Origin of the sequence: Mycolicibacterium aichiense (genome assembly GCF_010726245.1) — a bacterium.
Lineage (GTDB): Bacteria > Actinomycetota > Actinomycetes > Mycobacteriales > Mycobacteriaceae > Mycobacterium > Mycobacterium aichiense.
On record NZ_AP022561.1, the window covers coordinates 1,705,004 to 1,722,806 of the forward strand.

The window sequence follows — 17,803 nt, forward strand, 5'->3', positions numbered from 1 at the left end:
GCCCGGGACAATCACGGTGTCAGGCGACTTCGAAGGACACCGAGTGCCAGCCCGTCGCACCGTCGGGCGCCGGTAGCGCCTGGGCCTGCGTCTGCACCGCACCGGTGTTGTCGGTGGCGCGGACCGTGATCGTGTGGACCCCGCTCTGGGAAGCCGTCCACGGGAAGCTCCAGAGCCGCCAGGTGTCGTTCGAGTAGGCCGCACCGAGCTGCGCAGGCTGCCACGGCCCGTCGTCGATTCGGACCTCGACGGCCTTCACGCCGCGGTTCTGCGCCCACGCCACCCCGCCGAAGGTCACCGGCCCCTTGGCCACCTTCTGGCTGTCGCGCGGCACGTCGATCCGCGACTCGGTTTTGATCGGGCCGCGCTCGGACCAGCCGAGCTTGGTCCAGTAGGCCTGCACCCGGTCGAAGCGGGTCAGCTCCAGGTCCACCACCCACTTGGTGGCCGAGACGTAGCCGTACAGACCAGGCACCACCAAGCGGGCGGGATAGCCGTGCTCGACCGGCAGGGGAACACCGTTCATCCCGATCGCCAGGATCGCGTCGCGGCCGTCGGTGAGCGCCTCCACCGGGGTGCCCGCGGTGAACCCGTCCACCGACGTCGACAGCACCATATCGGCATCGGTATGGATTCCGCTGTCCCGCAACAGGTCCCTGACCCGGTAACCCGTCCAGGTGGCGTTCGAGATGAGATCGCCGCCGACCGGGTTGGACACACACGTCAACGTCACGACCTTCTCGATCGGCTCGAATTTCTTCAAGTCGTCGAAGGTGTAGGTGATTTCGCGGTCGACCATCCCGTGGATGCGCAGCCGGAAGTCGGCCCGGGACAGCTGCGGGACGCTCAGGGCGGTGTCGATGCGATAGAAGTCGGCGTTGCTGGTGATGAAGCTGGGCAGTTGGACGCCGTTCGGTGTGACGTCGGCGGGAACCGGCGACGGCGGTGCGGCCGAGGGCAGAGCGAAGGTATCCCGGTCGCCGGACACCGAGTGCAGTCGTCGGGTGATCACCACACCTGCGACACCGCCGAGCAACCCGAGTCCGGCGAACCCGAGCGTCGCGAGCGACAGCCGGCGTCCGGGATCCATCCTGGCTTCGTCGGGGGTATCGGCGGCTCGGTCATCGGCGATGCGGCCCGAGGTGAGCAGCCGCAAGACCGCGATCCCGCAGACCGCCCCGAGCAGGGTCGGAATGATGTCGACCGGCCGAGCGCCCGGCCGGGCCAGCACCGCCGCGCTTCCGGCCGCGGCCGCGAGCAGGAACGCCACCGAACCGACCGGGACGCGGGACCGTTCCCAGATGGCGGCGACTGCGGCCAGCACCCCGATCACCGCGATCACCGCCACGGAGAGGAAGAGTTTGTCGGCCGTCCCGAAGGTCAGGATGGCCCATTCCTTCACCGGCCCCGGCGTCGCGTTGATGACCGCGGTGCCGACGGCGGTACGCGCATCGGCGGCCGGCGAGAAGAAAGCCGCGCTCAGCTGGACCACGCCGAGAGCGACGGCGGCAGCCGCCACGCCGGCGCCCATTCGCAGACCGGTCGAGGTTTGGGCCATACGGCCAACCTACCGCTGGGTAGACACCCTGTCCGTGACCGTTTGATGACGAGCGGTAACGTGCGTACCGGCTTGGGCGCCACCGGGGTGTCCCCGCGAATTGAACTGCGAACTGTAAGCGGCACGGGGAGCCGTACCGCGTCAACGGACAGGAGTGTCGGATGGAGATCTCGGGCAAGAAGGTGGTCGTCGTAGGCGGCGCATCGGGCTTCGGACGGGCCAGCGCTGAGCTGCTGGCCTCGCACGGCGCCAAGGTGGCGATCCTCGACCGCGAAGGCACCGACGGCCCCGAGGTCGCGTCCTCCGTGGGCGGCCCGTTCTTCCCGATCGACGTCACCGACTTCGCGGGCACCGAGAAGGTGCTGGCCGACGCCGTCGAGGCGCTCGGTGGCCTGCACGTCGTGCTCACCACCGCGGGTGGCGGTGTCGCGGAGAAGACGTTCGGCAAGAACGGACCGCACGCCCTGGAGACCTTCCAGAGCACGATCAATCTCAACCTGATCGCCAGCTTCAACATCAGTCGCCTGGCGGCCGCGCACATGGCCAACAACGAGCCCGAAGACGAAGAGCGCGGCGTCATCATCAACACCGCCTCGATCGCCGCGTTCGAAGGTCAGATCGGCCAGGTCGCCTACACCGCTGCCAAGGCCGGCATCGCCGGCATGTGCCTGACCATGGCCCGCGACCTCGGCCCGGTCGGCATTCGCGCGCTCGCAATCGCGCCGAGCCTGTTCGCCACCGGCCTGACCAAGGGCATTCCCGACGAGTTCGCCAAGGCGCTGACCAAGGACGCCGCCTTCCCGAAGCGGCTCGGCCGTCCCGAGGAATTCGCCAAGCTGGTCGCCGCGATCGTCGACAACCCGATGCTCAACGGCCAGTGCATCCGTCTCGACGCCGGGCAGCGCTTCGCCCCCAAGTGATCCGGGCGCCGTACTGCGGTTTGCCTCTGCTGTGGTAAGGCATTAGGGGAATGGGCACCGCCGCCTCGAGGAGGATCCGATGGGTATCGCACTGACCGACGACCACCGTGAACTCAGCGAGGTGGCGCGCTCATTTCTGAGCACGCAGAAGGCGAGGGCGGCGGCGCGCGCACTGCTCGCCGACGACGCCGAGGAGACGGCACCGCCGTTCTGGGCCGAGCTGGCCGGGCTGGGTTGGCTCGGGCTGCACGTCGACGAACAGTACGGCGGATCGGGTTTCGGGTTGCCCGAACTGGTGGTCGTCATCGACGAGCTCGGACGCGCGGTCGCGCCCGGTCCGTTCGTGCCGACCGTGGTCGCATCCGCGGTGGTGTCGGCGGTGGGCAGCGACGAGCAGAAGGCGCGGCTGCTGCCCGGTCTGGTCGACGGATCCGTCACTGCCGCAGTGGGATTCGGCGGCGGCCTCACCGTTTCCGGTGACACCGCCGACGGCGACGCGGGCGTGGTCCTCGGTGCCGGGCTCGCCGACCTGCTGATGCTCGTCGCCGGTGACGACGTGCTGCTGGTGCAGCGAAGCGCCGACGGGGTCTCGGTCGAACTGCCGGGCAGCCTCGACCGGGCGCGGCGATCCGGGCGGGTGACGCTGCGCGACGTCTCGGTGGCCGGCAACGTGCTGACCGGGGCGCGCAGCGCGGCGCTGGCCCTGGCGCGCACACTGTTCGCGGCAGAGGCCGCGGGCGGAGCCTCGGACTGTGTGGACACCGCTGTCGAATACGCCAAGGTGCGTGAGCAGTTCGGCCGCACCATCGCGACATTTCAGGCGATCAAACATCACTGCGCCGACATGATCGTCGGCTCCGAGTCGGCGATCGCCGTCGTGTGGGATGCCGCCCGTGCTTCCACCGACGATCCGAAGCAGTTCGAACTGGTCGCAGCGGCCGCGGCAGCGTTGGCGTTCCCGGCTTATGTTCGCAACGCGGAGTTGAACATTCAGGTGCACGGCGGGATCGGCTTCACCTGGGAGCACGACGCGCATCTGCATCTGCGGCGGGCGCTGACCGTGCAGGCGGTCCTCGGCGGGGACGGGCCGGCCACTGACGTGTTCACCCTTACCGACGCCGGCCACGGCCGCGCCAACAGCCTGGACCTGCCACCCGAGGCCGACGAGCTGCGTACTCAAATCCGCTCTGATGCAGCTGAACTCGCCAAGCTGGACGAAAAGGCGCAACTCGACGAGCTGATCGCGACCGGGTATGTCATGCCGCACTGGCCCAAGCCGTGGGGCCGGGCTGCCGGTGCCGTCGAGCAGCTGCTGATCGAAGAAGAGTTCGCCGCCGCCGGTGTCAAGCGGCCGGACTACGGCATCACCGGATGGGTGATCCTGACTCTGATTCAGCACGGAACCCCCTCTCAGATCGAGCGATTCGTCGAGAAGGCACTGCGCAAAGACGAGATCTGGTGCCAGCTGTTCTCCGAACCGTCGGCGGGTTCGGACGCCGCGGCGGTCAAGACCCGGGCCACTCGCGTGGACGGTGGATGGAAGATTTCCGGCCAGAAGGTGTGGACCAGCGGGGCGCACTACTGCAAGCGCGGCCTGGCCACCGTGCGCACCGACTTCGACGTGCCCAAGCACGCCGGCATCACGACGGTGATCCTGGACATGGAGGCGCCGGGCGTGGAGGTTCGGCCTCTGCGCCAGATCACCGGCGGCGCGGACTTCAACGAGGTGTTCTTCAACGACGTGTTCGTCCCCGACGAGGATGTCGTCGGGGAGCCGAATGCCGGGTGGACCGTCGCGCGCGCCACGCTGGGCAACGAGCGGGTGAGCATCGGTGGCGGCGCAGGCACGATCGCGCCGGCAGCGGCGTGGCTGGTGTCGCTGACCAAGGCGCACGGCGACCGGGTCGCCGGCGCGGTTCAGTGGGTCGGCCGGTTCCTGGCCAGAGACCAGGCGCTGCGTCTGCTGAACCTGCGCCGCGTGGTGCGCGCGCTGGAGGGCGCCGGGCCCGGCCCGGAAGGCAACATCACCAAACTCATTCTGGCCGAACAGTTCCAGGAGCAGGGCACCATCGCCGCGGCCTTGGTCGGACCGGACGCGGCACTCGAGGGTGGCGAGGGCGAGATGGCAGGGCGGGCGGCCCTGGGGTCGCGCGCACTGTCCATCGCCGGCGGCACGTCGGAGATCACCCGCAACCAGATCGCGGAGCGCATCCTCGGCATGCCGCGTGACCCGCTGATCAAGTAATTGACGCGGCGCTGCGCCGTTGGCAAACCGTTTCTGTGGTATTCACCGCAGGAAGCTGTGGTAATGGCTAATGTTCGTGCATGCGATCCAAAGCTCTGATACTGGCTGCGCTGGCCATTGTCCTGGCTGCCTGCGGGGGGCCGAAGCCCGACAAACCCCAGTCCCTCGCGCAGAACACACAGGTTGCCAATACGGCCCCCGAGGCCATCAAGATCACCGGTGATGCGTCCACCGGGCCCAACAAGATCGCCGTGCAGGCGATCGCCGACCTGCAGAAGTACTGGTCCGTCGAATACCCCAAGCTCTATGGCAGCGAATACACGCCGGTGGAAGGTGGCTTCTTCTCGGTGATCCCCTCGTCCGGGGAACTACCGCCCTGCGCCGAGGCCGCCAGCGACATCGCGGGCAACGCCTTCTACTGCGCCAGCAAGGATGTGGTGGCATGGGACTCCGAAACGCTTCTCCCCGAACTGCAATCGAAATTCGGTGATTTCGTCATTCCGATCGTGCTCGCCCACGAGTGGGGCCATGCCATACAGGCCCGGTCCAACTTCACCGCGCGCACGGTGACCAAGGAGCTGCAGGCCGACTGCTTCGCCGGTGGCTGGGCCAAGCATGCCAAGGACTCGGGGCTCTACAAGGTCAACGCCGCCGATATGGACAACGCCCTGGCGGGCATCCTCGAGCTTCGGGATTCGCCGGGAACCAGCAAGATCGACCCGTCGGCGCACGGTAGCGGCTTCGACCGGGTCGGCGCGTTTCAGGACGGCTACGACAACGGGCCCACCGCCTGCAAGGCCTACCGCGACGACAACCCGGTCGTCGTCGAGTTGCCGTTCCAGAACGCCGAAGACGAGGCCGCCGGTGGGGACATGCCCTACGACGCGATGGTCAACGACGTGCCCTATGACATCGAGGACTACTGGGCGCATGTCTACCCGGAGCTGACCAACGGCGAGGCCTGGGTGCCGGTCAAGGGCCTTGAGCCGTTCGACCCGTCCAACCCGCCGATGTGCGGTAACACCCGAGCCGACGGTTATGCGCTGTTCTATTGCGTCCCAGACGATTACATCGGCTGGGAGAACGACGCGATGCGCACCGTCTACAACCAGGGTGGTGACTACGCGGTCGCGACGTTGATCGCCACGCAGTTCGGGCTCGCCGCGATGACCCGCGCCAACGACAAGTCCGACGACAAAACCCAGTCGCTGCGCGGCGACTGCTTCGCCGGGTCTTACACGGCCAGCGTCCTGCTGCAGAACCGCAAGGAGACCAGCAGCTTCGGCATCTCACCCGGCGATCTCGATGAGGCCATCACCGCACTGCTGGTGTTCCGCGGCGACGGTGACGTCGACCGCCAGGGCGCCGGTTACGAACGAATCCGGCACTTCCGCACCGGCGTGCTCGACGGAGCGGGTGCCTGCCTGAAGGACTGAGCCGCCCGCGATGTCCCGGTGAACAGATCGGCAATCTTGTCCCCGGTGAGTGGTGTCGGGCATGCTCCGGGGTGTGGCAGGCACCGACTCCCTGGTTCTGGGCGCGAGCGGTTTCCTCGGCTCGCATGTGACGCGGCAGTTGGTCGAGCGTGGCGACACCGTCCGGGTCATGCTCCGCACCTCGAGCTCCACCCGCGGCATCGACGACCTGCCCGTGCAGCGCTTCTACGGCGACATCTTCGACGACGCCGCGCTCGAGGAGGCGATGGACGGCTGCGACGTCGTCTACTACTGCGTCGTCGACACCCGGGCACACCTACGCGATCCGGCACCGCTGTACCGCACCAACGTCGACGGCCTCCGTCACGTCCTCGACGCCGCGGTGAACGCCGATCTGCGCAAGTTCGTCTTCACCAGCACCATCGGGACGATCGGATTGGGCACCGGTGGCGTCGTGAACGAGGACACCCCGGTCGACTGGGGCGGTAAGGGCGGCGGCTACATCGGCTCGCGGATCGCGGCCGAAAAGCTGGTGCTGGACTACAGCCGCGACAAGGCGTTGCCCGCGGTGGCGCTGTGCGTGTCCAACACGTACGGCGCAGGGGATTGGCAGCCCACTCCGCACGGGTCGCTGGTGGCCGCCGCCGCGGCCGGCAAGCTGCCCTTCTATATGGACGGAATGGCGACGGAGGTCGTCGGGATCACCGACGCCGCCCGCGCGCTGGTGCTGGCCGCCGACCACGGCCGGGTCGGGGAGCGCTACATCATCTCCGAGCGCTATCTGCCCTACCGCGAGCTCTACGGGACGGCGGCCCGCGCCGCGGGCCGGCCGGCGCCCCGGGTGGGCATCCCGAAACCGGTGATGACGGCAATCGGGGCCCTCGGCGGTGTCGCCGCCGCGCTGACGCGTCGCGACGTGCCGCTGAATCCGACCACCGTGCGGCTGATGGGGATCATGGCACCGATGGATCACGGCAAGGCAACCCGCGAACTGGGCTGGCACCCGCGCGACGTGCACGAGTCGATCCGGGAAGCCGTGGAGTTCTTCGATCGGCGACGACGCGAGCGGGCTCACTGAAGAATCCCTCGGGTTTGCCGACGGGTGACTACGCTCGTGACGTGTTTGCGGCCCGGCTGATCCACGGATCACGAAGCGGGGCTGCGTGAGCGTCCCGCGTACTCGCGATCGGATCGGATTCGCGGCCGGCTTGTTCGGCTGGGTCGCGTTGCCCTACCTGGCCGGATCGGTGTTGTCGTGGCAGACCTTCGGTGCCGGTATCGGACCCGCGTTCTTCCCGCCGGCCGGGGTGACGGTGGCGGCCATGCTGCTGACCCGCCGGACGATGTGGCCGGTGATCGTCGCCGCGATCGTGGTGGCCGAGCTGGCCGTCGACCTGCGCTACGGAGTGAGCTGGCCGGCGGCGGTGGGATTCGCGGCGGCCAACTCGGTCGAGCCGCTGGTCGGAGCCTCACTTGTGCTGGCCTGGTGCAAAGGGCCGCCTGATCTCCGCAAGCGCGAGGACCTCGCCCGGTTCGTGGCCGGAGCCATGGTGCTGGGGCCGCTGGCCGGCGGCGTGATCGGCGGGCTCACCAAATCTCTGGGCGATCAGGCCGATTGGGCGATGACCGTATTGCACTGGTGGGCCGGCGACGGGGTCGGCGTCCTGATGATCGGTGCACCAATCTTGTTGTGGCCAGTGCAATCCCACATCCTGCGATCGCGGATGCTGGAGACGATACTGGTCCTGACCGGCATGGCGGTGCTGACTGTGGTGTCATTCCGCCTCTCGCTTCCGCCTGCGCTGTTCCTCTTGCCGGTGATGGCGTGGGCGGCCTTGCGTCTGGACATGATCGGCGCGGCACTGTGTGGCGCCGCGCTGGCGTTCACCGCCAACGGCATGGCCAACGCCGGATACTCGACCTTCGAGAATCTCGAATTGCGGCGGCCGGGACAGCTGGCGATCGCCCAGGCGTTCATCGCGGTGGTGGTGCTGGTCGCGATGCTGACCGCGCAGGAAGCCGCCGGGCGCGTCACGGCGGTCAGGCAACACCAGGCAGAACAGCGCGAGCGGGCCCGTCTGGAGACGCTCGCCAACCTCGGTCGGCTGCTGTCGGGGGCCTTCACCCAGAAGCAGATCGGCGACGCGGTCATCAGTCAGGTGATCAATGACGCTGGCGCGCAGGCGGTCGCGGTCGGGCTGGTCAATGATGAGGGCGCCACCCTCGAGTGGGTGGCGATGGGTGGCTATCCCGAATTCGTGGTCAACCAGTTCCATGAAGGTGTGGCGGTCAGTGAGTCCACCGCAGCCACCGACGCGGTCCGCACCGGTCAGCCGGTGGTGATCCGAACGGTCGCCGAGTACCGCCGGCGATACCCCGACAACGCCAAGTGGATGGTCGCAAGCGGCGGTGCGGCGGTTGTGAGCTGGCCGTTGACAGTGGGCGGCAAGGCAATTGGAGCGCTGGTGTTGGCGTGGGCCGACACCCAACCGCTGGACACCGCACAGCTGGCCTACACCTCGGCGGTCGCGACGATGATCGGGCAGGCGCTGGTACGGGCACGAATGTACGCCGACGAACACGCCCGCGCGGCGGTGCTGCAGGCCGCTGTTCTGCCGACCAGCCCGATTCCGATCGACGGGGTTGACATCGGAGTGAGTTACGAACCCGCCGACCTGGTGCAGGGCCTTGGCGGCGACTGGTACGACGCGCTCGAATTGTGGCCCGGCCGAACCTATCTGGCGGTCGGCGATGTGGTGGGCCACGGGCTGCCCGCCGTCGAGGACATGGCTCAACTGCGCAGTGCCGGGCGAGCGCTGGCCCTACAGGGGCTGGCCCCCGCTCAGTTGCTCACGGCGCTCAACGCGTTCACGCGTCATGCCAGCAACGGAAAGTTCGCGACAATGGGTGTGGCGCTCTTGGATTCGGCCTCGGGGACCCTGTGCTACGCCTCGGCAGGGCACCCGCCGCTGTTGCTGCGACGCGCGTCGACCGGGACGATCATCCGGTTGGCGGGTGCGCACGGCCCCGTATTGGGCCCCCTCGAGCGGGCGTCCTACAGCGAGGGCAACGTCGAGGTGGGGGAGGGCGACATTCTCGTCATGTACACCGACGGGCTCATCGAGCGACGCGGCCAGGACATCGAGTCAGGGATGGTGCGCGTCGAACACATCGTCGCCGACTGGCGGGGCGACGAGGCGTTGCCGTCGGCATGCCGGGAACTGACCCAGACCCTCGCTCCGCCGCCTCGCAACGACGATGTCTGCGCCATCGCCGTGCGCTTCGGACCCGGCATGCGCGGCAACGACTTTCATGAATCCACTGACCATTGAGCAATATCGAGGACCGGGCCGGCCGAGGTTCCCGGAACACTTGACTCGGCCGCCGTCGGCGCGCTGACCACCTGGCTGCGCGACAACGGAATCGGTTCGGCGGTCAGCGATGTCGAACCGCTGGCCGGCGGAACTCAGAATGTGGTGGTGCGATTGCGTGTCGACGACCGCCGCCTGGTGCTGCGCAGGCCGCCACCCCACCCGCGCCCCAACAGCAACCGCACCATGCAGCGCGAGATCGCGGTGCTGCAGACGCTGACCGGAAGCTCGGTGCCCCATCCCCGATTCGTGGCCGGCTGTGACGACATCGGCGTGCTGGGAGTCGTCTTCTACCTGATGGAGGACGTCGACGGCTTCAACCCGGCCACCGAGGTGGCCCCCGCGTACGTCGCCGACCCTCGGCTGCGGCATCAGGTGGGCCTGAACTACGCGGCAGACCTGGCCCGGCTGAGCGCGGCACCGTGGCACGGCCGCCCGTTGCAGCAGCTGCACCGCCCGGGATCCTTTCTGGCGCGTCAGGTTCCGAACTTCCTCGGGCTGCTCGACAGCTACCGCCACGAGGGCTATCGGCCGGAGATGCTTGACGTCGGCCGGCTCGCGGACTGGCTCGGAGAGCACCGGCCGCCTGACGGTGAGCCGGGCATCATGCACGGCGACGCGCACCTCAACAACGTGCTGCTGCGCCGCGACGCCCCGGAGGTCGCGGCGTTCGTGGACTGGGAGATGTGCACGATCGGCGATCCGTTGCTCGATCTGGGCTGGATCCTGGTGTGCTGGCCAGACGATCCCGACCCGATCAATGCCGGCCGAGAGCTGGCCGCTCTCGGTGGGCTGCCGTCGCGCACCGAATTGATCGCCGCCTACACCGACGCCGGTGGGCGGCCCACCGAGAACCTGAACTGGTACATCGCGATGGCGTGCTTCAAGCTGGCGATCGTCATCGAGGGCACGTACTCGCGGTATCTGGCAGGCCAGGCGCATCGCGAAGCCGGTGAGCGGCTGCATGATTCGGCGAGCCGCCTGATCGGTCTGGGCGTGCAGGTCGCGACCGGCGACAACCCGTTCGTCTAGCGGCCGGGCTGGCTGCTGCCGCCGCAGGTGCACTGCTGGGCGGGTGGCACGTCGCGCATCACCTGGTCGACGTGCTCGCCACAACCCGCCCAGGTGGTCTTGTGGCACTTAGGGCATTCAACGGGGTAACACATATCAACTCCTTCTGGTCGGCAGACTATCTCGGTTGCATCGCTGGGCCGCCGAGGACTAGCCTTGCGGCCATGCACCGTGTGCTTGTCGTAGTAGCTACCCGCAGCGGGGTCTGATCCAGACCGACCCCCCGCTGTGGGTCGAATGCTACGACGTCGGTCAGCCTCCGTTCGGATGAGAAGACCGATTCACATGACCAGCACCATTTCCCAACCTTTACCGCGGTTCTGCGCTCCGCTGCCCTTTGAGCTGCGTGAACATGCCGAAGCCATGCCCTGGAGCGACTTCACCGCCACGTTCAGCGCCATTGACGGGCCCGTGCAGTTGTGGGCGTGGGAATGCGATGACCGGCTGGCTCGGCTCGGCCCGCAGCCGCGCCGGTTCTGCGCGACGCTCGCGATCGGTGACCGCATCGAGCCCGCGACCGCGCATGCCAGCGGGCCGGTCGCCGCGCTGACCGCGATGCTCTACGAGCGCGGGATCGGCGTCGAGATGACCCGTTTCCACCAACTGGCATCCGGACCGCACACCGCGACCTTCGTGCAGGGCAGCGACGGGCGACGCCGAGAATGGGCGATGGGCTGGGCCGAAGATCCCACCCAATCGGCGCTGCGCGCCGTCATCGCCTGCGCGAACCGGCTGATCGGCTGACCGCCCGTCAGTGCAGCGGGCGCAGCACGATCGGCATGCCGTCCATCGGCACGGGCATGCCCGCGTAGTCGTAGTGGGGCTGGTAGCCCGGATGCGGGAGCTCGAGCCGGTACTTGCGCAGCAACCGATGCATGACGGTCTTGATCTCCAGCTGCCCGAAGACCATCCCGATGCACTTGTGTGCGCCGCCGCCGAACGGCGCGAAGGCGTAGCGATGCCGCTTGTGCTCGTTACGCGGCTCCGCGAAGCGATCCGGGTCGAACTTCTCCGGATCGGTCCACAGCTCCGGCAGGCGGTGGTTCAGTCCGGGCCAGACGTTGACGTTGGTGCCGGCCGGGATGAAGAAGCCGAGCAGCTCGGTGTCGCGCACCGCCTGGCGGACGTTGAACGGCAACGGCGTGACCATCCGCAGCGACTCGTTGATCACCAGGTCGAGGGTCTCCAGCTTCTCGAGCGCCTCGATGTCCAGCGGCCCGTCGCCGAGCCGGTCGGACTCGTCGCGGCAACGTTCCTGCCACTCCGGGTTCGCGGCCAGCTGGTTGGCCATCGTGGTGAGCGTCGACGTCGAGGTGTCGTGCGCGGCCATCATCAGGAAGATCATGTGGTTGACGATGTCGTCGTCGGTGAACTTGTTGCCTTCGTCGTCGGCGGTGTGGCACAACACCGTCAACATGTCGGTGCCCTCGGCGTTGCGGCGCTCCTTCAGCCGCTCGCTGAAGTAGTCCTCCAGCACCTTGCGGGCCTGCAGGCCGCGCCACCACTTGAACGGCGGAACGGAGGTACGGATGATCGCCCCGCCGGCGCGGGTGGTCGTAGTGAACGCCGCGTTCACCTTGGTGACCAGGTCGTGGTCGGATCCGGGCTCGTGCCCCATGAACACCACCGAGGCGATGTCCAGGGTGAGTTCCTTGACTGCAGGGTGGAACAGGAAGCGCGGGTCGTTGGCCACCCAGTCGTCGGCGATGACCTGCGAGGCGACCCGGTCGATGTGCTCGACGTAGCCGGACAGCCGGGTGCGGGTGAACGCCTCCTGCATGATGCGCCGGTGGTACATGTGCTCGTCGAAGTCGAGCATCATCAGGCCGCGGTTGAAGAACGGCCCGATGACCGGATGCCAGCCCTTCTGCGAGAAGTCCTTGTTCTTGTTGGAGAACACCGCCTGAGTGGCGTCGGGTCCCAGCGCGGTCACCGCGGGCAGGGCCGGGGAGTAGGCGTAGTGGATCGGCCCGTACTTGCGGTAGACCTGCAGCAGGTATTCGGGGCCGCCGCGGAACGTCTCGACCATATGGCCGAGCAGGGGCAGGCCTGAATCGCCCATCACCGTCTTGAGGCCGCTGCCCGCGGGTGGCTGGGCCAGCTCGAACTGCGGCCAATCACGCTCACGGAGCCGCTTCTCAACCGCTCCCATGCCAGGGATCGTGTTCAGGGTTGGCGTGAACCGGCGACGTGCCTGATCCAGCAGGTAGTGGGGGGTACTGATGGTCGCCATCGACGCTCCTCGGGAAACAGAGAACAGGCATTCGTGCGGCCGGGTGTGGCCAGCACCACAGGTTTCCTCCATCCTGGCCAATTTTCTTGACGCATGTCAAGTTTCACTTCGCCCCCGGCGTGGTGCAAGGTGAACGGGTGACCGCTGCCCAAGACCCCATCGAGGCGCCGCGTCGCCGTGGCGACAAGCAGCGGCACGCCATCGTTCAGGCCGTTCGCGAGCTGCTCGAAGAGAAGCCGTTCGCCGAGCTCTCGGTCAGCACGATCAGCGATCGGGCCGGGGTCGCGCGATCCGGCTTCTACTTCTACTTCGACTCCAAGTACGCGGTACTGGCCCACATCGTCGGCGAGGCCGCTCACGAGCTCGAGGAACTTACCCACTCGTTCGCCCCGCGCGGGCCCGGCGAGACGCCGACGGCGTTCGCCGAACGCATGGTGCGCAGCGCTGCGGTGGTCTACGCACACAACGATCCGGTGATGTCGGCGTGCAACGCCGCCCGCCACACCGACGCCGAGATCCGCGAGATCCTGGACCGGTACAACGACACGGTGATCGATCAGATCGTGCCGATCGTCGAAGCCGAGATCCGCAACGGCACCGCCGACCCGATCAGCGACGACATCCACGGGCTCGTCCGGATTCTCACGGCGACGACGGCGATGACGCTCTCCGTGGAGACGGCATTCGTCGGCCCGGACCGCGACCTCGACAAAGCGGTGCGCATCCTGGAGAAGCTGTGGCTGCACGCGTTGTGGGGCGGACGGGTCGGCGACTGATCGATGGCTGACGGGTTCGCGGGCAAGAGAGTCTTCATCACGGGCGCCGCCAGCGGTATCGGTCGCGCCACAGCTCTGCGGCTGGCTCGCGACGGCGCCGAGTTGTATCTGACCGACGTCAACGCGGCCGGACTGGAGCAGACCGTCGCCGACGCCCGCGCACTCGGCGCCGAGGTTCCCGAGCATCGCGCGCTGGACATCTCCGACTACGACGCGGTCGCCAAGTTCGCCGCCCACATCCACACCCGCAGACCGGCGATGGACATCGTGATGAACATCGCCGGCATCTCGGCGTGGGGGACCGTCGACCAGCTCACCCATCACCACTGGCGGTCGATGATCGACGTCAACCTGATGGGCCCGATCCACGTCATCGAGACATTCCTGCCGCCGATGGTGGCTGCCGGCCGCGGTGGTCAACTGGTGAACGTGTCCTCCGCGGCAGGCCTGGTCGCGCTGCCGTGGCATGCCGCCTACAGCGCGAGTAAGTATGGCCTGCGCGGACTTTCGGAGGTGCTGCGCTTCGATCTGGCCCGCCACGATATCGGGGTCTCGCTCGTGGTGCCGGGCGCGGTCGACACCCCTTTGGTGCAGACGGTCCAGATCGCCGGGGTGGATCGCGACCATCCGAAGGTGCAGAAGTGGGTCAAGCGTTTCAGCGGGCACGCCGTATCGCCGGAGAGAGTGGCCGACAAGATCCTGACCGGTGTCACCAAGAACCGTTTCCTGATCTACACCTCGGTCGACATCCGGGCCTTCTACGCGTTCAAACGGCTGGCGTGGTGGCCGTACAGCGTCGCGATGCGGCGGGTCAACGTGTTCTTCACGCGCGTGTTGCGTCCGCGCAGCGCCACCTCCACCCCGCCGGGCTGAGCTATTTGCCGTTGGGGTCGATTCCCAGTGCGTCGGTCATCGTGACGAACAGGTCGGTCTGATCCGTCAGCCCCGCGACATTGGCCGCGCGCGGACCGTAGGCGGCCAGTCGCACCTGGGTGCCCGTGTGGGTTTCGTCCTCGACGCCGACATCGGCGGACGTTCCGTAGCTGACGATCATCGGGGCGTCGTCGGCTGTGGTCAGCACCCTGGTCAAGCCCGGATACATGACGTCGCGGACCCGCTCGATGGGCTGCTTGGAATCCTCGGCCAGACCTTGGAGGTCTTCTTCGGTGTATTCCTCGACGATCTGGCTGGTGTGAGCGTGGTCGGCGGTCAAGATGACGAGCGTGTTGCCGTCCTTGCGCGCGAAGTCGAGTGCCTTTTGGACCGCGGCGTCCAGGTCGACCGTCTCACCGATTTGGCCGCACGGGTCGGCGGCGTGATCACGCTTGTCGATCGACGCCCCTTCCACTTGCAAGAAGAAGCCCTTGTCCTTACCGGCCTGGTTCGTCGACAAGACGTCGATGGCCTTCTGCGTCATATCGGCAAGTTTCGGGATGTCCGCAGTGTGCTTGGGATTATCGGCGCACTTCGATGCGGGCTGCAGGTAGCCCTGCCGCACGGCAGGGTCGCCCGTCCAGCTCACCGGCATGTTGCCATCGGAGAACAGGCCGAGCACCGGCGCATCCTTGTCTGCCTTGGTGACGGCGGCCAATTCCGTTGCGGTGCGGACGATCTCGTAACCGCGCTCCTTTGCCTGGACCTCGAGCGTCTTGCCCTTGAAGTCGCCTCCGGTCGCGGTCTGGGTGAATGTCGTGAAACCACCGCCGAGGGTGATGTCGGGCCGCGCCACCAGCATCTGCTCGGTCACCGATCCCGGGCCACCGCTTTCCAGCGTCTCGGTCTTACAGTCCTTCGCCGTCTCCTCGGGGCCGTAGCAGTCCCGTTCGCTGATGTGGGAGAAGAGCGCCGCAGGGGTGGCATCCTGGATGGCGGCGGTGCTGACGTCGCCGGTGGCGAAGCCCTGGGCCTTGGCCAACTCCAGGATGGTGGCGTGTTTGGCGCCCTTGATGTCGATGCCGAGCGCCCCGTTGTAGGTCTTGACGCCGGTGGACCAGCCCGTGGCGCTGGCCGCCGAGTCGGTGACGTAGTTGGGCTTGCCGTCTTTGCGTAACGCGTAGGTGGTGTACTGGCCCGTCAGTGGGAGTGCGTCGATACCGTCGAAAGCACCTGCGGCGCCCTTCGCATAATTGCGAGCGATGGTGATCTCCGAATCGCCCATGCCGTCGCCGATGAGCAGGATGATGTTCTTCGCCTTGGCGTCAGAAATGTTCGCGCTCAAAGCTTTCGACTGGTCACCGGACAATCTGCGGGCCCCGCCGGGGGCCGCGATGTCGCCGTGGGCGGCACGACTGTCGGTCTCGCCGACCGAACTCTTCTGCTCGGTGCTGCTGCACGCCGCCAGCGGCAGGACCACCACGACGCCGACGATCGCTGCCACTTTCAGGTACTTGTCGACCGTCACTCGATGCTCCTCGTTCGCTGTGCGTTGCCTGGGCATTCAACGGGGTTCGGGTGAACGCCGATTGACGGCAAAGCGAACGGCTCGCCGAGGTTTGGCTACGCGGGCGGGGCCAATTCCAGGCGCACCCCGAGCAGTCGTACCGGACGGTCGAGTTCGAAAAGGTCGAGAACTCGCAACGCCGCGGCCGTGATCACCTCGCCGGCAACGCTCGGCTCGTCGAGTTTGCGGATCTTGGTGCGGGTGTAGAACGTGTTGGTGCGCACCGTGACCGCCACCCGGGTGACGATGCGCGACTGGGCGACGACGTCGGCGAGCGCGTGGCGCGCCAGATCGACGATGGCCGCGTCCATCTCGGCGCGTTCGGTCAGGTCCCGCGGGAATGTGATGACGTGACTGCGAGACCGGGGAATCCACGGCTCGGCGCTGACTGTCGTGTCGCCGCCGCCCTTGGCCAGCAGGAGCAGCCACAGGCCGGTGCGGGGTCCGAAGGTCGCGGTGAGCAATTCGGCATCGGCCGACGCGAGCTCTCGCACGGTCGTAATGCCCACACTGGCAAGCTTTTTCGTGGTCTTCGGCCCCACACCCCAGAGCGCGTCCACCGGGCGCGCGCCCATCTGCTCCATCCAGTTGGCGTCGGTGAGGGTGTAGACGCCGTCCGGTTTGCCGAACCCGGTCGCGACTTTGGCCCGCTGCTTGTTGTCGCTGATGCCCACCGAACAGACCAACCCGGTCTCGGCGGCGATCACGGTGCGGATCCGCTCGGCCAGTTCCACCGGGTCGGCGACCCGGGCGCCGACGTAGGCCTCGTCCCAGCCCCACACCTCGACCGGATGGCCGAGATCGCGGAGCAGACCCATCACCTGATCGGAGGCCTCGTCGTAGGCAGGCGGGTCCGACGGCAGGAACGTCGCATCCGGACACTTGCGCGCGGCGCTACGCAGCGGCATCCCGGCGTGCACGCCGAAGCCGCGGGCCTCGTACGACGCGCATGTCACGACCTTGCGCGGCTCGGCGGGATCGCCACTGCCGCCGACGATCACCGGCAGGCCGACGAGTTCGGGGTGGCGGCGCAGTTCGACCGAGGCCAAGAACTGATCGAGGTCGACGTGCAGCACCCACGGCAGGAGTGGGGGGCTGCTCACGTCCCGCACAACTTGCGCGCGACGCTGTCCCACGCATCGCCCAGGCTGTCCAGCGAGCGGCCGCGATCGTCGAGCTGATGAGTGACGTAGTCGGCATCCAGGAGGGCGATCAACGCATCGGCCTGGGCATCGAGATCGCCGGTGCTGCCCGCGGCCTGCAGCAGCACCCGGACGTGGGTGTGCATAACGGCGAACGGCGCGCTATAGCGGGAATCCGGATCGCGGTTGGCGTCGAGAAGCAGGTCGCGGTGGGTCTGCACGAAGCGCAGCCGCTCACGGCCGAAGGCCAGAAGTCGTTGCAGGGGAGGTGCATCGGGGCCCAGGGGCGGCGGGCCGAACAGGAAGGCCTGCTGGATGGCGCGCTCGTCCTCGTCGAGCAGGACCATCATCAGCCCGGCGCGGCTGCCGAAGCGCCGGAACAACGTGCCCTTGCCCACGCCCGCGGCAGCGGCGATATCGTCCATCGAGACCGCGTCAGCGCCTCGTTCGGCGATCAGGGTGCGGGCGGCGTCGAGCAGCAGTAGCCGGTTTCGGGCGGCGTCGCCTCGTTCGTGCGGCGCGGAAACCGGCAGCTCATTGGCCCCGTAGATCGCACTCACTCCCACACTTTAGCTCAGCGGGAAATAAAACGGACCATGGTCCGGTTCTGC

The 17,803-nt window shown here is 67.6% G+C and carries 14 protein-coding genes; 9 read left to right on the forward strand and 5 right to left on the reverse strand.

The window, feature by feature from the left end:
• Positions 1 to 19: 19 nt before the first annotated feature.
• Positions 20 to 1,558, reverse strand: coding sequence for a molybdopterin-dependent oxidoreductase (locus tag G6N32_RS08230; RefSeq protein ID WP_115319174.1), 1,539 nt, complete (start codon positions 1,556 to 1,558; stop codon positions 20 to 22).
• Between the two features lie 161 nt (positions 1,559 to 1,719).
• Between G6N32_RS08230 and G6N32_RS08235 the strand changes: the two genes are divergently transcribed.
• From G6N32_RS08235 to G6N32_RS08265, 7 genes are all read left to right on the forward strand, one after another.
• Positions 1,720 to 2,478, forward strand: coding sequence for an SDR family NAD(P)-dependent oxidoreductase (locus G6N32_RS08235; RefSeq protein WP_115319175.1), 759 nt, complete (start codon positions 1,720 to 1,722; stop codon positions 2,476 to 2,478).
• A 79-nt stretch (positions 2,479 to 2,557) separates the two neighbouring features.
• On the forward strand, positions 2,558 to 4,723 hold the full coding sequence (locus G6N32_RS08240; protein ID WP_115319176.1) for an acyl-CoA dehydrogenase family protein: 2,166 nt from the start codon (positions 2,558 to 2,560) through the stop codon (positions 4,721 to 4,723).
• 80 nt (positions 4,724 to 4,803) lie between these two features.
• On the forward strand, positions 4,804 to 6,159 hold the full coding sequence (locus tag G6N32_RS08245) for a neutral zinc metallopeptidase (protein WP_170310586.1): 1,356 nt from the start codon (positions 4,804 to 4,806) through the stop codon (positions 6,157 to 6,159).
• A 73-nt stretch (positions 6,160 to 6,232) separates the two neighbouring features.
• Positions 6,233 to 7,237, forward strand: coding sequence for an NAD-dependent epimerase/dehydratase family protein (locus G6N32_RS08250; protein WP_172507270.1), 1,005 nt, complete (start codon positions 6,233 to 6,235; stop codon positions 7,235 to 7,237).
• Between the two features lie 85 nt (positions 7,238 to 7,322).
• Complete coding sequence (locus tag G6N32_RS08255; RefSeq protein WP_115319178.1) at positions 7,323 to 9,491, forward strand: SpoIIE family protein phosphatase; 2,169 nt, start codon at positions 7,323 to 7,325, stop codon at positions 9,489 to 9,491.
• 63 nt (positions 9,492 to 9,554) lie between these two features.
• Positions 9,555 to 10,562, forward strand: coding sequence for a phosphotransferase family protein (locus tag G6N32_RS08260; protein WP_276047979.1), 1,008 nt, complete (start codon positions 9,555 to 9,557; stop codon positions 10,560 to 10,562).
• Between the two features lie 324 nt (positions 10,563 to 10,886).
• On the forward strand, positions 10,887 to 11,345 hold the full coding sequence (locus G6N32_RS08265) for a homocitrate synthase (protein WP_170310587.1): 459 nt from the start codon (positions 10,887 to 10,889) through the stop codon (positions 11,343 to 11,345).
• Positions 11,346 to 11,352: 7 nt separating this feature from the next.
• Here the strand turns inward: G6N32_RS08265 and G6N32_RS08270 are convergent, their stop codons facing one another.
• The gene (locus G6N32_RS08270) at positions 11,353 to 12,834 is read right to left on the reverse strand and encodes a cytochrome P450 (protein ID WP_115319181.1); all 1,482 of its coding nucleotides are present in this window, start codon (positions 12,832 to 12,834) and stop codon (positions 11,353 to 11,355) included.
• Positions 12,835 to 12,971: 137 nt separating this feature from the next.
• On the opposite strand from G6N32_RS08270, the gene G6N32_RS08275 reads away from it, so the two are divergent.
• On the forward strand, positions 12,972 to 13,610 hold the full coding sequence (locus tag G6N32_RS08275; protein ID WP_115321010.1) for a TetR/AcrR family transcriptional regulator: 639 nt from the start codon (positions 12,972 to 12,974) through the stop codon (positions 13,608 to 13,610).
• Between the two features lie 3 nt (positions 13,611 to 13,613).
• Positions 13,614 to 14,483, forward strand: coding sequence for an SDR family oxidoreductase (locus G6N32_RS08280; RefSeq protein ID WP_115319182.1), 870 nt, complete (start codon positions 13,614 to 13,616; stop codon positions 14,481 to 14,483).
• 1 nt (position 14,484) lies between these two features.
• Here the strand turns inward: G6N32_RS08280 and phoA are convergent, their stop codons facing one another.
• From phoA to G6N32_RS08295, 3 genes are read right to left on the reverse strand one after another with little or no spacing between them, the layout of a single operon-like run.
• Positions 14,485 to 16,047: an alkaline phosphatase gene (gene phoA / locus G6N32_RS08285; protein ID WP_115319183.1), complete on the reverse strand. Its 1,563-nt coding sequence runs from the start codon at positions 16,045 to 16,047 to the stop codon at positions 14,485 to 14,487.
• Between the two features lie 59 nt (positions 16,048 to 16,106).
• On the reverse strand, positions 16,107 to 17,153 hold the full coding sequence (locus tag G6N32_RS08290; protein ID WP_232077573.1) for a DNA polymerase IV: 1,047 nt from the start codon (positions 17,151 to 17,153) through the stop codon (positions 16,107 to 16,109).
• Positions 17,150 to 17,758, reverse strand: coding sequence for a TetR/AcrR family transcriptional regulator (locus G6N32_RS08295; protein ID WP_410432645.1), 609 nt, complete (start codon positions 17,756 to 17,758; stop codon positions 17,150 to 17,152). Before G6N32_RS08295 ends, G6N32_RS08290 begins: the two co-directional genes overlap by 4 nt.
• Between the last annotated feature and the right edge of the window lie 45 nt (positions 17,759 to 17,803).

Bases quoted from the DNA above. Each gene is read 5' to 3' on its own strand.
- G6N32_RS08230 (WP_115319174.1), bottom strand. From the start codon at position 1,558: ATGGCCCAAACCTCGACCGGTCTGCGAATGGGCGCCGGCGTGGCGGCT.
- G6N32_RS08235 (WP_115319175.1), top strand. From the start codon at position 1,720: ATGGAGATCTCGGGCAAGAAGGTGGTCGTCGTAGGCGGCGCATCGGGC.
- G6N32_RS08240 (WP_115319176.1), top strand. From the start codon at position 2,558: ATGGGTATCGCACTGACCGACGACCACCGTGAACTCAGCGAGGTGGCG.
- G6N32_RS08245 (WP_170310586.1), top strand. From the start codon at position 4,804: ATGCGATCCAAAGCTCTGATACTGGCTGCGCTGGCCATTGTCCTGGCT.
- G6N32_RS08265 (WP_170310587.1), top strand. From the start codon at position 10,887: ATGACCAGCACCATTTCCCAACCTTTACCGCGGTTCTGCGCTCCGCTG.
- G6N32_RS08270 (WP_115319181.1), bottom strand. From the start codon at position 12,834: ATGGCGACCATCAGTACCCCCCACTACCTGCTGGATCAGGCACGTCGC.
- G6N32_RS08280 (WP_115319182.1), top strand. From the start codon at position 13,614: ATGGCTGACGGGTTCGCGGGCAAGAGAGTCTTCATCACGGGCGCCGCC.
- phoA (WP_115319183.1), bottom strand. From the start codon at position 16,047: ATGCCCAGGCAACGCACAGCGAACGAGGAGCATCGAGTGACGGTCGAC.